Annotated in this window: 10 protein-coding genes, 2 tRNA genes and 1 pseudogene; 8 read left to right on the top strand and 5 right to left on the bottom strand. The window is 44.6% G+C overall.

What is annotated here, in order from left to right:
* Together LEP1GSC194_RS01975 and LEP1GSC194_RS01980 are read left to right on the top strand one after the other, a co-directional pair.
* On the top strand, nucleotides 1-628 hold a 628-nt coding region (locus LEP1GSC194_RS01975; protein ID WP_020772098.1), incomplete at its 5' end, for an IS4 family transposase.
* A gap of 682 nt (nucleotides 629-1,310) precedes the next feature.
* Nucleotides 1,311-1,983, top strand: a pseudogene (locus LEP1GSC194_RS01980) (glutathione S-transferase family protein); the annotation flags it as partial.
* Nucleotides 1,984-1,992: 9 nt separating this feature from the next.
* On the opposite strand, the gene LEP1GSC194_RS01985 reads toward LEP1GSC194_RS01980, so the two are convergent.
* The 5 genes from LEP1GSC194_RS01985 to LEP1GSC194_RS02005 all read right to left on the bottom strand — a co-directional run bounded on the left by LEP1GSC194_RS01985 (nucleotide 1,993) and on the right by LEP1GSC194_RS02005 (nucleotide 7,819).
* On the bottom strand, nucleotides 1,993-4,125 hold the full coding sequence (locus LEP1GSC194_RS01985; RefSeq protein ID WP_020772103.1) for a sensor histidine kinase: 2,133 nt from the start codon (nucleotides 4,123-4,125) through the stop codon (nucleotides 1,993-1,995).
* Between the two features lie 331 nt (nucleotides 4,126-4,456).
* Nucleotides 4,457-5,191, bottom strand: coding sequence for a histidine phosphatase family protein (locus LEP1GSC194_RS01990; RefSeq protein WP_020772059.1), 735 nt, complete (start codon nucleotides 5,189-5,191; stop codon nucleotides 4,457-4,459).
* A gap of 6 nt (nucleotides 5,192-5,197) precedes the next feature.
* Nucleotides 5,198-5,593, bottom strand: a complete 396-nt coding sequence (locus LEP1GSC194_RS01995) for a DUF6285 domain-containing protein (protein WP_017809236.1) — start codon at nucleotides 5,591-5,593, stop codon at nucleotides 5,198-5,200.
* Nucleotides 5,583-6,623 carry a phosphotransferase family protein gene (locus LEP1GSC194_RS02000; protein ID WP_020772099.1) on the bottom strand — a complete coding sequence of 347 codons (1,041 nt, stop codon included), beginning with the start codon at nucleotides 6,621-6,623 and terminating at the stop codon, nucleotides 5,583-5,585. The genes LEP1GSC194_RS01995 and LEP1GSC194_RS02000 overlap by 11 nt, the downstream gene beginning before the upstream one ends.
* A 20-nt stretch (nucleotides 6,624-6,643) precedes the next feature.
* Complete coding sequence (locus tag LEP1GSC194_RS02005; RefSeq protein WP_020772096.1) at nucleotides 6,644-7,819, bottom strand: acyl-CoA dehydrogenase family protein; 1,176 nt, start codon at nucleotides 7,817-7,819, stop codon at nucleotides 6,644-6,646.
* A gap of 623 nt (nucleotides 7,820-8,442) precedes the next feature.
* Between LEP1GSC194_RS02005 and LEP1GSC194_RS02015 the strand changes: the two genes are divergently transcribed.
* From LEP1GSC194_RS02015 to LEP1GSC194_RS02040, 6 genes are all read left to right on the top strand, one after another.
* Complete coding sequence (locus LEP1GSC194_RS02015; protein ID WP_081605016.1) at nucleotides 8,443-9,075, top strand: Crp/Fnr family transcriptional regulator; 633 nt, start codon at nucleotides 8,443-8,445, stop codon at nucleotides 9,073-9,075.
* A complete protein-coding gene (locus LEP1GSC194_RS02020; protein ID WP_020772101.1) occupies nucleotides 9,072-10,244 on the top strand; it encodes an acyltransferase family protein in 1,173 nt (390 codons plus the stop codon). Before LEP1GSC194_RS02015 ends, LEP1GSC194_RS02020 begins: the two co-directional genes overlap by 4 nt.
* Nucleotides 10,245-10,261: 17 nt before the next feature.
* Nucleotides 10,262-11,626 (top strand): YncE family protein, encoded by a 1,365-nt coding sequence (locus tag LEP1GSC194_RS02025; protein ID WP_020772069.1) that lies wholly within the window; start codon nucleotides 10,262-10,264, stop codon nucleotides 11,624-11,626.
* A gap of 74 nt (nucleotides 11,627-11,700) precedes the next feature.
* Nucleotides 11,701-11,774 (top strand) — tRNA-Ile (locus tag LEP1GSC194_RS02030).
* Between the two features lie 15 nt (nucleotides 11,775-11,789).
* A tRNA-Ala gene (locus LEP1GSC194_RS02035) sits at nucleotides 11,790-11,862 on the top strand.
* Nucleotides 11,863-12,275: 413 nt separating this feature from the next.
* On the top strand, nucleotides 12,276-14,579 hold the full coding sequence (locus LEP1GSC194_RS02040) for an NAD(P)-binding domain-containing protein (protein WP_020772102.1): 2,304 nt from the start codon (nucleotides 12,276-12,278) through the stop codon (nucleotides 14,577-14,579).
* Nucleotides 14,580-14,714 lie beyond the last annotated feature (135 nt).

The raw sequence follows: 14,714 nt of genomic DNA on the forward strand, positions 1-14,714 counted from the left end.
TAGGAAAAAAGGAAAGGAGGCGAGGGAAGCAACAATCGAACTTCGATTTGAAAAGCTAACGATAAAACCTCCTCAATACAAGAAATTAGAAAATATTGATATGTATGCGTTAACCGCAACCGAGGTAGGCGGACCTCCGGAAGAATCTATCGATTGGAAATTTCTAACCACAATTCCTATTCACAATTCGGACGATGCAAAAAGTATGATCGCCTATTACAAAAGCCGCTGGGGTATTGAAGTTTTCTTCAAGGTTTTAAAGTCTGGATGTAATATTGAATCTACTCAATTTAAATTTGGGAATCGATTCAAAGCTTGTATTGCTGTCTGCGCTATTGTTGCTTGGAGAGTTATGATGTTAACATTCTTAGGTAGAAATATTCCAGGTTTAAAAGCATCCATCCTATTCGAGTCTTTTGAATGGAAAGGCATTTATTGTCGACTTTTTGAAACTCCGAAACCTCCTAAGGAAGAACCCGAGTTAGGAACCGTCTTACTGTGGATTGCTAAATTAGGCGGGCACTTGGCTCGCAATTCCGATGCTCCTCCGGGCCCCCTTACCATTTTTAAAGGCCTCATGAGAGCTATGGAAATCGGGTTTATGTTTAAATTACTCACGAAAACCTAACTTGTGGGTAAGGTTATGATAGAGAGCGTTTCACTGAGTTCAGAGAATGATCCCTTGAAATAGGTGCCTCATTCTCTATGGATCATTCGGCAGAGAGCGAAATAGAGTTTATTCCCTGAATTGCGCCCTATCGAACGACCCGTAGGGAGTGAGATTGAGTTTATTCCCCGAATTGCGCCCTATCGAACGACCCGTGGAAACTCAGTGAATGCCTTCCTATGGGGCGGCATTCAGGGAGTGAGATTGAGTTCAGGAAGCAATTCATTGAGTTGTCCGCTCAAAACGCGGGTGGGGCGGAAGATTGTCGGAATTCCGACAGATTTATCTTCAGAACCAAGTCGATAGTGGATTGGTTACGGTCGAAAAGAGGCTGATTGACAAAGAAAATTTATCTGAATTCACCTGGATGCCGTTAGGTTACACCGAAATCGCGTTACATACAGGAAGATACTCCCTCCCTTTTAGAAAAGAACCGGCTCCAAAGGCGCATAACGTGCAAGAACTCGATTCTACGGAAACCCGGCTTGGCCTCGCAATTTTTGCCAATGTTTTTTTCAACTTCAAAAGAAATTCGTTTGGCGCCGATTTTTTTTTGGATGTTACGCACGAAGACGGTTTTTCTGCGAAACGAAAAAGTCTAATCTCCGAAACGAAAAAACTCAAAATTTTTAGGAGAAAAACTTTGATCGAATTATATTCCGCAGCCACACCCAACGGAAGAAAAGTATCCATCATGCTGGAAGAATTAGGAATTCCTTATACGGTTCATCCGATTGATTTGGGCAAACTGGAACAAAAACAAGAATGGTTTTTGAAAATTAATCCGAACGGAAGAATACCCGCCATCATCGACAAGGACAACGGAAGTTTTGCCGTGTTCGAATCGGGCGCCATTCTGATTTATCTCGGCGAAAAAACGGGAAAACTTTTACCGAAAGAACCGAAGGAAAAAAGTATCGTACTTCAATGGCTCATGTTTCAGATGGGCGGAGTCGGACCTATGCAAGGACAGGCCGGAGTATTCTTAAAATACGCACCCGAAAAAATTCCTTTCGCGATTTCCAGATATCAAAACGAAACCAAACGGCTTTATTCCGTTTTGGATAGAAGACTCGGTGAAAGTAAATTTTTAGCCGGAAAAGAACTATCGATCGCCGACATCGCCACCTGGCCCTGGGTCAATATTCACGACTGGGCGGAAATACCCCTGGACGAATTTCCGAATTTAAAACGTTGGAACGAGGAACTCGCAAAACGTCCGGCCTTTATCAAAGGGAATGACGTTCCGGACAAGACGGGCCACTAAAGACAAAGCGGAAGAAATCGGGAAGAAAACGCAAATTACATTAGAAAAGTATAATTTTCTAACTTTTGACGAGTTGTTTTTCGGATATTTTGTGAGGCGGTTCCGCAACGGGAAGAATCACGAAAAAAGTGGTTCCCTCTTTGGAAGTTTCAAAAAAGATTTTTCCGTTATGATCTTCGATGATTCTTCTGCATATGTCCAAACCTAAACCGGTCCCCGCACCGGAAGGTTTCGTGGTGAAAAAAGGTTCGAAGATGCGGTCTTGTACTGCTTCTTCGATCCCGGTTCCGCTGTCTTTGATCGCGACTTCCCAACCCGTTAGAATTTTATTGCAGGAGATGACGATTTTTCCCTTATAACCCATCGCATAAAGCGCGTTCCCAATGAGATTGGTCCATACTTGCGTAAGCGATTCCGCGTTTCCACGGACGTACGAAGTTTCGGGCATATCGCGAACGATCTCCACTTGAGTTTTGTATTTCGAATAATAAAGAGTGAGAACGGTTTCCAGTTGTTTACGCACGTCCACGGGTCCCATCGCCGTATCCGTCCGATCCCTATACGCGTATTCCTTCAGAGCTTGTATTACGAGAGACGCTTTTTCGGCCGCCTTCTCGATCGTAAAACTCGCCCTAGCAAGACCGGAAAGAGAAAGAGCGTTCTGCGCGATCCTCAGAAGTTTTTCCTTTTGAGGTAGATCCTTAAAATTCTCCCAGACGTAGTCGGGATTAATTCCCAAATCGGTGAGGATGTCCGCAAGACGTACACAATCGGAAAATCCGAAGTCGCTTAACAAACCCGCGATTTTTTTTCTTTTGATCCTTTCTTCTCTCGTATCGTAAAATTCCCTCAGAGAAATCGCTCTGGAAAAAAGTTTTTCCCAAATCGATTTTTCATCTTCCGTAAAATCGGAGTAATTCCTTAAAAGATCTTCCCAAGAATCGGATAATACGGATCGAATCGCTTCGTTTGAGGAAACGATAGCGCCTAACGGAGTGTTGAGTTCGTGCGCGATACCGGCGACCAACTGTCCGAGTACGGCCATCTTCTCGGAACGAATCAGTTGTTTCTGCGTGTTTTTTACATTTTCGATAGCACGAATGACTTGTTCGTTTTTGGAAATAAGATATTGATTTACGGTCCTAAGTTCTTCCGTTCTTTTGGCGACGATCTCTTCGAGTCCCTCGTTGATCAGACGGATTTCCTGTTCCGCGTCCGTCATTTCCTTTACGAGGAAGGTCTGCCTCGCGCTCGCAATCACAACCACGATCGTGGTTCCGGTCCAAGCGACGATTCGAACGCCTTCGGGCAATCCGCTGAGAGTTCCCGCAAGAACGATCGTAATCGAGCTGGCAACCACTTCAAACAAAGGTAATAGACGAAGTCCGGCTTCGAACCTTCTTCCCCAAACGGGATGATCGTTGAACTTGGGTTCCCAGGTCAGAACACCGTAACCCAGGATCAGAGCGGCGACGGAAAAACCCGCGTTAAGCAGGGTTCCGTCCGGAGGAATCTCCACGATAAGCAATGCGTTCCATAACAACCAACAAAACCCCGTTCCTCCCATGCCGAGTATGAACGAAAACCAGGACTTATCGGGTTGTAATCTTAAAAGAGGAATGAGTAAAACTCCGAGAGCCGCGGCGGTTAAAAAGGAAACCGGATGATTGATCAAAGGAAGAAGCTGAGGAATTCCGACCCCTTCCCTTTGAGGAAGATACAATGCGAGCGAGAAGGTGAGAATGGCGGTGATGAGACCGAGAGCGTCCAACACGGCCGCCCGGATTTTATTGCGATCACATTCAATAATTATAATAGAGTATCCGATGATAAAACAGGGAGCTACCCAGGGAAAAAGATAATCGCTGGGAGTCGGAATCACGTAATAGTCCAGATAAACTTGAATCGCCCAGGAAAATTGTCCGAGTGCGTTTGCCGTGAGACCGAGAGCGAACCAAAATCTAAAACGATGAATTTTGCCCTCGACGGAGAAATAACCCAACCAGGCAAGAGCGGCCGCGCATACGTAAGAGATGGTCCAGTGAATGTTGTCTAACAGTCTGTCTAAGTGTCTCTCTTCGTAATAATAATTACCGAAAAAAGAACCGATCACCAAAATCGTACTGATTCCGAAGATCCATAGTCCCACGTTGGACGTCGAAAATCGTGAATGACTTTTTACATTTGTCATCAATCGCTCGCAGACGACGGACAGTCTAAACGTTAGCCGTCCACTCCGTCGATCCTTTTCTCATTTAAGATTCTCGGGAACCGATGATTCCCGAGTTACCATCCAAAACAGGAGCCTCATTTCTACAAGATTTTATACTTGCCCCAAAATTCCGCGGTTCAGCTTAACAAAACTGCTTCAATCGTCCGTTTCAATGAAACAAACGGGTGGAGAATTCATTTTTCAACAACTCTATTATAAATAAAGTGAATTCGACGTTGAAAGACGCCCCTTCTTTTTGTATATAATTTGAGCGACGATCGAATTTCTCCGGCCTGTGCGAGTTCCCGCGTCAAAAAAGAGTTCGATTGAATTTATCGGGAAGATGCGGAACCCCGTTGATCGAAACCGGAAGATATCTTCCTTTCACCCATCGGAACGTACTCAAGGAAGTGTTCCAGATCCAAGGCATCCACGCGAAACAGTCTTCGTCCTGACGCAGAATACGATTTAATACCAGAGAAATCGGAGTCCCGGAAGTGAAAATGAAATTTCTTTCCTTATCTCCCGGAGAAAACAAAACATTACAAGAATGGAATATTCTAGATTCAAAATTTTTGAATGTTTCGATTCCTTCCGGAGTTTCCGTTCCTTCTCTCCAGAATCTTAGGATTTCCTCCGTCAATTTAAAAAATAAGGCCGCCGATCGGATCCCACCTTTGACCCGAACCTTGCCGAATTGGGAAAGTGTTTTTGCGAACTCGGGTTTTCCGGAAGAAAGAAGTTTGGAATAAGAAGTCCAAAGTTCCGGTGCAAACTCGTTCCAACCCGCGTCTCGAACAACGAAGGAATTCGTTTTATAAATATCGCGATCGCCGGTAATCGAGAGCACACCTTTCATAAAAAATTCCGCGGTTTCTATTTGCCTTCGAAGAGTTCCGGTCACGATCCGATCGGGTAATTCTCCGTTTTGAGCCGTGAACTTTCCTAGCGCAAAAGCCTGCTCCTTTCCGAGCGGAGTCAGTAGATCGTAATTTTCACCCTGGGAATTAGCCTGGCCGTGACGGATCAAATAAACAACCGACATGAGCGACTAACTTTCCGTGGTAAATCTAGGATTCGTAACCTCGACTTTTTCTCTTACGGTTTCCTTCACGTGATTCCACCACTGCGAATCTTCCAAGGAAAGTTTATCTTTTCGAATTTTATCCCTCAGCTCCAGGTTCCAAGTATGAGCCAGGTTTTTCTTTTCGTTCAGAGTGGAGGGTAAGGAAGAATTCTTTTTTAGAAGTTTAACGAGACGAGCCAGTTCCTTATCGAGTGACTCTTCACCCGAACGGATCTCCCGGGAGACAACTCCCAACATATTCCAACTTACTAATGTTTTATAGGAAAGAAGATCCTTATCCTTAAATTGAGGAAGGACTTCCTTCATTAGAAAATCCTGAATCGCTTCGAGTAAGTCCGTGGACGTCGGTTTATCCTGCATTTTCTATGATCCTCATCGCCTCGTATTCCATCTCGCAGGCCCTTCTTCCGATCGCCGCGAGTTCTATCCCCTTGTCCTTTCCGGAAAGATGTCTTTCCGCCTGACCGATACATCCGATCGCCCATCGGAGATTTCCCATCACTTCCCAGTAAGTGATCATCGAAGGATCGAGTTTTACGCCGGATGATTTTTCATACGCTTCGTAAAACTCGGAACGATCGGCAAAACCCCCGGCTTCCTTATTCAATTTTCCGAATCTCCAATCTCTCATACAAAGCCAGGTAAGATCCTCGTGACGGTCTCCCCAATGGGCAAATTCCCAGTCTACGATTCCTTGTAATCCGTCCGGAGTTACCATAAAATTTCCCGTTCTGAAATCCCCGTGTATTAATACGACATCGTCGGAGGGTTTCGCTTTTTTTTCCAACCAGTTGAGAATCAACTCCATCGCGGGATACGCTTCCGTCATTCTTTCCAATTGAAATCGAAGGGAACGGATCGATCCGTTTGCCACGATCTTGTCGTTCGGATCCTGATCCATCCAAAGAGTATTACGAAGTTTTGCGTTTTTACAATCTGAAGGTTTTACGGAATGAAGTTGGGCGAGATTTTCCGCGAGATCGATCGCGAGTTGTTTTCTCATTTTGTTAAGCGAAGGATCTTTGACGACGTATCTTCCCGTCGCCTTTCCGGATATCTTTTGCATAAAGTAAAAAGGACTTCCGGTGATTGTCCGGTCGGTTTCCAACCAGAAAGGCCTCGGAGTATTGACTCCCGTTTTGTAAGCCAGATCGCAAACGCCGAACTCATCCTCGCGACTGAGAGATGCGAGAAGAGCCGCGCCTTTGTCGGTTCGAAATACCGTATCGTAAGAACCTTTTTCCGGTCCGTCCAATACTTGAAGCTGCGCGGAAAAATTTTCCTGACAGGCCCCGCCGCTAAGAGATACCATGGAACGGATCTCCGTTTTTCCCTTCAATCTTCCGGAAAGATATCCTTCCAGAACGTTTTTTAATTCGGTATCGTTCATAATATTCGTATATTTTAATATTAAAAATCGCTTTTGCCGCTGACCAGGTTTCTTCCGATCACCATTTTATGAACCTCGCTCGGTCCGTCCGCGATCCTTGCCGCTCTCGCATCCCTATAAAACAGTTCGAGTTTCATGTCTCTTCCGTATCCGTGTGATCCGCAGATTTGAATCGCCCGATCGACCACCTTACAGAGAGTTTCCGAGACGTGCCACTTAGCCATCGATATGATCTGCCTCGCGTCTTCTCCCGCTCTCAAAGTATGGGCGGCTTTTAAGGTCAGCATATATCCCGATTCGATTTCGAGCGCGGACTCGGCGAACATCCACTGAATTCCCTGGTGATCCGCAATCCTTTGACCGAACACTTCCCGTTTGAGAGCGTATTCCCTTGCGATCTCCATAGATCTCCTCGCGAGCCCGATCCATCGCATACAGTGTGTTAGTCGAGCGGGACCCAAACGTTCCTGGGACCATTTGAATCCTTCGCCTACTCTCCCTAAAATTGCGGACTCGGGAACTCGAACGTTTTCAAATTTTAATTCGCAGTGACCGCCCGGACCGTGAGAACCCATCACGCCGATTTCCCTCATCATCGTATAACCGGGTGCGTCCGTAGGTACGAGAAACATCGTTGTTCTTCGAAAAGACTCGGCGACTTTGGACATCACGATCAAAAAGCCCGCTCCGTTGGCGCCTGTACAATACCATTTGTGTCCGTTGATTATATAATCGTTTCCGTCTTTGACCGCGTTGGTGGTAAGAGTTTGTGGATCGGCTCCGGCTCCCGGCGGAGGTTCGGTCATCGCAAATGCGGAACGAATCTTTCCTTGAACGAGCGGATAATAATATTTTTCTTTTTGTTCCTTATTGGCCGCTATATGCAGAAGATGCATATTACCCTCGTCGGGCGCGTCGCAGTTGCAGAGATAAGGTGCGATCGGAGAACGTCCGAGTTCGGAAAAGATGATCGCAGTTCCGACCATGTCGAGTCCGAGGCCGCCTTCGGATTTAGGTAGATGTGGGGTCCAAAGACCGAGTTCTTTTACTTTTTTTCTGAGTTCTTCCGTGACCTTTTCGGGCATTCTTCCGTGATCGTAATCGTAGTGAACTTCCGCCGGTATCGCGTAGTTTTCGACAAAGTCTCGGATTCTTTTTTTGATCTCTTCGACTTCTTTAGGTATCGTAAAATCCATATTCTTTCCTCTTGCCGAAAGCCTCGCTCACGGGATTTTTTTCTTAACGGCGCTTCCCAAAACTTACATTCATAAAAGTGAGGAGTTCGATGGGTAAGGTCGCCGGAACCAGTGATTCCTAACATCTATCCATTCACCACCGGTTTCTAATCTATGGGAGAAAAATGAAAAGACAAATCTCAGAAAGATATTTTAGAAGGGCCCCCAGTCAACAGCAATTTCGGCTTCCAATTCGATCGATAACTTCCTTGCCGACTAACCCGCTCAAAATGTGGGAACTCCTAACAAACAACTAATTTCTAACCGTCGCACCCATTCGAAGTGTGGGAACTCCAACATTTCTAACCGTCGAATTCACGTTAATTTATATTCAAAGCGCGGGAGTTCCCACATTTTAGAAGTCAAGGCGACCTTGCTTAGGATACGTAAAATTCCGATCTTTGCCCCCAGGAACCCGACGGCAGATTCCCTAACACCCTCGCCTTCTATAAATTGCCTTAGAAAAATTGATCTTCGGATTTTGGTTGATTTCGACTCACAATCATCAAAGCTGGTGCAGACTTTATAGATCCTAAAAGCCGTCGGAGTTGTTGCAAGATTATAATTAAGGTCCATTAAGAATTATGAAAATAACCGAATCCATGGTCCAGAAATTGGGCGTCGAGTTCAAAGAATCCGATATTATTTTTGAGGAGAATCAGGAAGCGGAAGAGATGTACCTGATCGTCAAAGGAAAAGTGGGAATTCACAAAAAAGTGAAAGAGGCCTATAAACTCCTCGTAGAATTAAAAGAGGGAGATATGTTCGGCGAAATGGCACTGATCGATAAGACGCCTCGAAGTGCAAAGGCGGTTGCAAGGACGGACGTTTCGCTCATCGCAATCAACGAAGGCGCGTTTTTCAATCTGATACGGACGAATCCCGGATTCTCCATGAAGATCGTAAAAATTCTCACTTCAAGATTGAGAGAAACCAACAAGACGATCGCCATACTTTTAAAAGCGGATAAAAAGAACTTAGTGACCTCCGCCTTGATTACTTTTTCGCAAACGTACGGACAACCAGACGGAAGTAATTATCGAATTCATCTGAATCATTTTATCAGATGGGCGATCCTTAGAGTGGGATTGGAACACCATGACCTGGTGAGCGCGATCAAACTATTGGTAAAAGATAAAATGGTGGAACAAAAAAAAGAGGACCCTTCGACCTTAATCATTCGGGATTCTCTTTTTAAATATACGGTGGATGTTTGAGCCTTAAGCCGATCTTATCAAAAACTCGAAAGAGACTTTTTTATTTAGACAATCTTCGTTCCTTTGCTCTTTTAATCGGTCTCGTATTTCACGTAGCGATCGTTTATGCCGCTGAAATCAAATACCCACTTCGAAACGAACAAAGATCGGAGATCTTCGACGTATTCGGGGAATGGGTGCACGTTTTTAGAATGCCCCTTTTTTTCTTTCTTTCGGGTTACTTTACGGAAGCGATCTTTCGCGCCAAAACCCTGAAAGAGTTTTTAAGGATGAGAATTTTCAGGATTTTCATTCCGACGGTCGTCGGGATTTTTCTTTTCGCGCCCATGCAATCCTACGTTTCCCTATTACAAGCGGGAGGGGAAATTTCCTATCTTGATTTCTATTTTAGAATATTCTTAAATTTTAATATTAGACCCTCACACATCTGGTTCCTTTACTTTCTGATCCTATTTACGATCCTGCATCTTTTTGTTCGAAAGATAACGCTTCCGTTGACGACGCTTTTAAAGGAAGAACCCGATCAAAAAGGTTTCGTACAGGAATGGAAAACGATCGTCGTTTTCACCTTCGTCAGTTTTGTCGGAACCTGTATGATCAATTTTTACTTTATGAAAGACGAATCCTGGTTTGCGATCGAACCCGTAAACTTCGTCTACAACTACACGTTTTTTCTTTGCGGAAGTCTTTTGATTTCAAAGGAAAATCTTCTCTTGGAACCTCAATCGGATCGTTTTTGGATCTGGGGCCCGTTTGCTTTTCTTACGTTCTGGGGTTTTTACGAAATCGGCAGAATCGATCCGTTCTGGTCTTACTTCGGTTATACGGGCAATTGGAGAAGGATTCTACACATTCTTTCCAAATGCGCCGCCGGTTGGCTGATGATCCGTCTTTTGATCGGACTCTTTCAGAAATTTTTCGATTTTAGAAACGATAAAACCGAATATATGAGAACCGCGAGTCTTCCGATTTATCTCGTACACCATCCGGTTTCGCTTTTAACCGGTTTTTTTGTGGTTCATACTTCCTTAGGAATTACGGAGAAATTTCTTTTACACCTTTTATCGGTTTTCGGAATCACATTCGCAATTTATCATTTTCTAATACGCCCTTTCCGTTGGATTAACCTGATCCTCGGAAATCAAACACGAACAAAAAGGAATTCATAATCTAAGAGGAGCGTCCAGTGAACTCGAATCTCAAAAAAATTCTTCTTAAACTCGTCAAACCGGATACGGCGCTTTTAATCCCGATCTTCCTGTTTTTACTCTGCTGCAAAAGCGGGAACTCCTCCCTGATTTCCTCTCCGGTCCATAGGGAAAAAAGCGGAACTAAGATCGTTAAATTCAGCGTTCATCCTTACAAGGGAACCGTGATCCGATCCGAAGAAGAGGTCCTGCCTTTTAAGGTTTTGGAAACGGATAAGAACGTCGGCCTCGTAGAAATGGAAGCGCCCGTTTACAAGGACGGTAAGGAAATCGAATTGAAACTTTCCTCTCCGGGTTTTCAAAATTCCTCCTATCGAATAAAAAACGCGGAGGAACTGAACGAGAAGTTGATCGCGCTCGATAAAGAGGGCATAACGCATCGTTTTACCGCAAAATTCAAAACGGGAATCCAACCCAAAAGCGTCCGTTTTATCGATAACACGAGACTTGCGATTCCCCTTTTGGAAGACGAAGGGATGGACGTTTTGGATATAAGAACGGGCGAAACGGTCAGACTTGCGCCTCCCGAAAAGTACAGAAAGAAATTGGGTTTTGTGGAAACGATCGCGATCCCGGAACACAACGAACTCTGGGTAAGTCAGATGCAGGCGAATGCGGTTCACGTTTTCGATCTCAAAACTCTCGCCTATAAGACAAGCGTCGACCTTACCGGAAAGTGGTCCAAGATTCTTCTTTATGATCCGATCCGCGATCTGGTCTACTGCTCGAATTGGATCAGCGAGGACATTTCCGTCATCGATAGAAAAACGAAAACGGAAACCCGCAAGACCGAAAAGATCGGTTTACCTCGAGGGCTTTTACTTTCCAAAGACGGAAAAGAATTATACATCGCTCAATTTTCGGCGAGCAATCAGGAATCCGGAGGCGGTAGACTCGGAATTTATTCCATGGAAAAGGAAAAGCTGATCGATACGATCGGCCCTCCGGGCAACAAACGTCATATTGTTCCGGGTAACGTGGAAAATAAAATCTACGTCTCGGACATGTGTTGTAGCAAAATCGAAGTTTACGATTTAAAGGAAAAAAAAGTTCGGAAGTCGATTCCTGTATTCGATAAACCGAATACGATCGCGCTTTCTCCGGACGGCAAATATCTTTATGTTTCCTGCAGAGGTCCGAACAATCCGACCGAAGGTTATCTCAAAAAAGGATTGGTACTCGGAAAAGTTTACGTGATCGACACCGCGACCGACACGGTAAAAGAATTTTGGGAGGCGGGAAATCAACCCACGGGGCTTGACGTCTCGCCCGATAACCGTTACTTAGTGATCTCGGATTTTTTGGATCATCAAATTCGAGTTTATCGCAGGGACGGTTTTTAACCCGAAACCCAAAACGGTTTTTTAACAAAAAACTGTTTGCATTTGCAACCCCGGTCAAAATCATATCCTTTACCGGGCCTGTAGCTCAGCTGGTTAGAGCACACGCTTGATAAGCGTGGGGTCATGTGTTCAAATCACATCAGGCCCATCCGGTATTCGACAAGGGGCTTTAGCTCAGCTGGGAGAGCATCTGATTTGCATTCAGAAGGTCGTCGGTTCGATCCCGACAAGCTCCATACCGAATCCTCCCCACTTTAATTCGGTAAAAATTTCCCTTTTATTTCAGTCTTAACGCGACTCGATCTAAAAAGAAAATTTTCTTGAGATACGTTTCGGGCGCTCCTGCGCGAATCGATTGAAAAACAAAATCGACACGTTAGACGCAGGCCAGGCTTGCTCCGCGCTCCGGCGTTCGCCTTCGGTTGTCTCTAACGAGACAACTGCTTCGCACGCTCCGCATCCTTAGCGCGGAAAAACCGTAAAACAAGGTTTCGATCCGAATGATATTATAATTTTCTAAACTGACTGCGTTCGAAAAAGGATTTGTAACTTTCCGATTCAAAAGACGAATTGAAATCGCGGCAATCTTATCGTATAATCGAAGTACGACCCGAAAACAAATGCGGCTTTCTAATTCGAGTAGGCAAATATGAACGTAAAAATCCCGCTTTTCTCGCGTTATTTCTCATGGCTTCATAACAACGCGCCCGAAGGCGAAGTGGAAATATATCCGGAAGTTTCTGATTCCTATGAAAGTTCGATCCCCGGAATTCGAGTGATCGGAGACTTGACCGGTCTTCCGCTTTTAAAGTTCGCAGTCGAAAGCGGAGCCAAGGTAGTCCAAAAAATCCGGGCCGAAAATCAAAGAAAAAACCAATCCGCCGTTGCAAAAGAATCCTCCGTTTACGATATTTTAATCGTAGGCGCGGGACCGGCCGGAGTTTCCGCCGGAATCGAATGTAAAAAATTAAATTATAAATTTATTATATTAGAATCCAATGAACCGTTTCATACGATAAGAAGTTATCCGAAAGCAAAACCGATCTTTGCGGAACCGAAAGATCTGCAAACGAACTCCGAAGTTCCGATCGTCGACGGAACCAAAGAAAGCCTGTTACGAGACCTGCAGAATACCCTCGATCGATGGGAGCTTCCGATTCAAACGAACGTAAGAGTTACCGAAATTCGAACCGAAGATTTCGGATTTAGCGTCTTTTGCGAAAGCGGGGAAAAATTCGAAACGAAGGAATTGGTTCTCGCCGTCGGCAAAAGCGGAAACGCGAGAAATCTCCGAGTACCCGGGGAAAAATTATCGAAAGTCTTTTATAGACTGATCGATCCGAAGGATTTTGAAAAGGAAGACGTGCTCGTCGTAGGAGGAGGCGATTCCGCGGTGGAAGCAGCGATCGCAGTGAGCGAATACGCAAACTCGACTCGACTTTCCTATCGAGGAAAAGAATTGGTCCGTCCAAAGGCGACTAACGGACAAAAATTAGAATCGCTCGTCGCGTCGGGAAAAATAGAATTTTTAAACGAAACGGTCGTTGAAGAAATTTTAGACAAAGAAGTTCGATTGAAACGAATCGGTTTTCCTAATTCTTCCCATCGAAGTTCGGATTTGCGCTCGGAACAAATTCCGAATACGAGCGTCTTAGTCCGGATCGGTTCCAACGCACCGATAGAGTTTTTAAAACAAATCGGGCTTCGAATTCAAAGTCAAAAACGTTTTTGGGATTGGATCGGTTTTTTAGAGATGATCCTTTTTGCGAACGTAATCTATTGGGGAAAAACCTCCTTCTACGGAAATCCCATCCATACTTGGATCGCTTCCGTTTCATTGTTAAGTTTCATCGTTGTGGGAATTCCGTTCTCGACTTATCTGTTTCAAAAAAGAAAGGAGCTTTTTAAAAACGGTTGGAGTACATTCAAAAATTCTTATTTATTTTCAGCAGCGTCTTATTTCTGCCTTGTTTACGTCGGAAGCAAATATTTCGGCTTTTCATTATTGGGAAAACAACCCGGTTTTCACTACACTCTTTTGTATTCGCTCACCATCCTCGTTTTCGGTTTGCGGAGAATGAAGGTAAAACCCACAGAATACATTCGAAAACAAACCTGGACCTTAATCCTGATTCAGATTTTTCCGTTGTTTTTATTACCCGAAATGATTCTTCCTTTTTTAGAACAAAACGGTTTATTAGGAAATTCGAATGGGTTTTTATTAACCCAAGTGTTTCCTAACGGCGCCTATTGGAACGCTTACGGTTTCATTCTCGCTTGGCCTTTGAACATGGGAATTTTTTACAACACCGAAATCACTTCTTTCTGGCTGATTTACGGAACGGTTCAGACATTCGGAGTCATTCCGTTTCTAGTGTATCGTTTCGGTAAGGGAGCGTATTGCGGTTGGATCTGTTCCTGCGGAGGACTTGCCGAGACCCTCGGAGACGAAACTAGAACCGAAATGCCTCACGGAAAATTCGCCAATCAATTGGAAAATTCGGGTCAATGGATTCTTTTGTTCGCCGCGATCGTCACGATCTTGAAGTTCAGTGAAATCTTTTTATCCCCTTGGTTTCCCTTTACCCACGTTTTAGGAAACATAGCGGACAACGGAAAAAAAATCTACGACATCGTCGTCGATTTGCTGTTAGCCGGTGTTGTGGGACTCGGAGCGTATTTCTTTTTGAGCGGAAGGGTCTGGTGCAGATTTTTTTGTCCTTTAGCCGCGCTCATGCACATCTACGGAAGATTCAGCAAGTTTAGGATCCTCTCGGAAAAGAAAAAATGTATCTCCTGCAATATCTGCACCAAAGTCTGTCACCAAGGAATCGACGTGATGGGTTACGCAAACAAAGGAATTCCTATGGACAACGTTCAATGTGTTCGTTGTTCGGAATGTGTAATCAAGTGTCCCACCGACGTTTTGTCCTTCGGAGAATCGAAGCGCTGAATCGTACGATCCTCGACCCGATGGATATTAAAAAGACAAAACGAAGATCGGCGTAAACGTATTGAACGTGCCGAGATTACCGAGAAAAATAAATCTTGTCCTCGTTCAACCGGAAGAAGTTCTTTATATCCCCGC

The organism is Leptospira alstonii serovar Sichuan str. 79601, from assembly GCF_000347175.1.
In the GTDB taxonomy this organism is placed as follows: domain Bacteria; phylum Spirochaetota; class Leptospiria; order Leptospirales; family Leptospiraceae; genus Leptospira; species Leptospira alstonii.

Excerpts from the sequence above, each read along its gene's own strand:
- LEP1GSC194_RS02015 (WP_081605016.1), top strand. The coding sequence starts at position 8,443 with ATGAAAATAACCGAATCCATGGTCCAGAAATTGGGCGTCGAGTTCAAA.
- LEP1GSC194_RS01990 (WP_020772059.1), bottom strand. The coding sequence starts at position 5,191 with ATGTCGGTTGTTTATTTGATCCGTCACGGCCAGGCTAATTCCCAGGGT.
- LEP1GSC194_RS02000 (WP_020772099.1), bottom strand. The coding sequence starts at position 6,623 with ATGAACGATACCGAATTAAAAAACGTTCTGGAAGGATATCTTTCCGGA.
- LEP1GSC194_RS01995 (WP_017809236.1), bottom strand. The coding sequence starts at position 5,593 with ATGCAGGATAAACCGACGTCCACGGACTTACTCGAAGCGATTCAGGAT.
- LEP1GSC194_RS01985 (WP_020772103.1), bottom strand. The coding sequence starts at position 4,125 with ATGACAAATGTAAAAAGTCATTCACGATTTTCGACGTCCAACGTGGGA.
- LEP1GSC194_RS02005 (WP_020772096.1), bottom strand. The coding sequence starts at position 7,819 with ATGGATTTTACGATACCTAAAGAAGTCGAAGAGATCAAAAAAAGAATC.
- LEP1GSC194_RS02040 (WP_020772102.1), top strand. The coding sequence starts at position 12,276 with ATGAACGTAAAAATCCCGCTTTTCTCGCGTTATTTCTCATGGCTTCAT.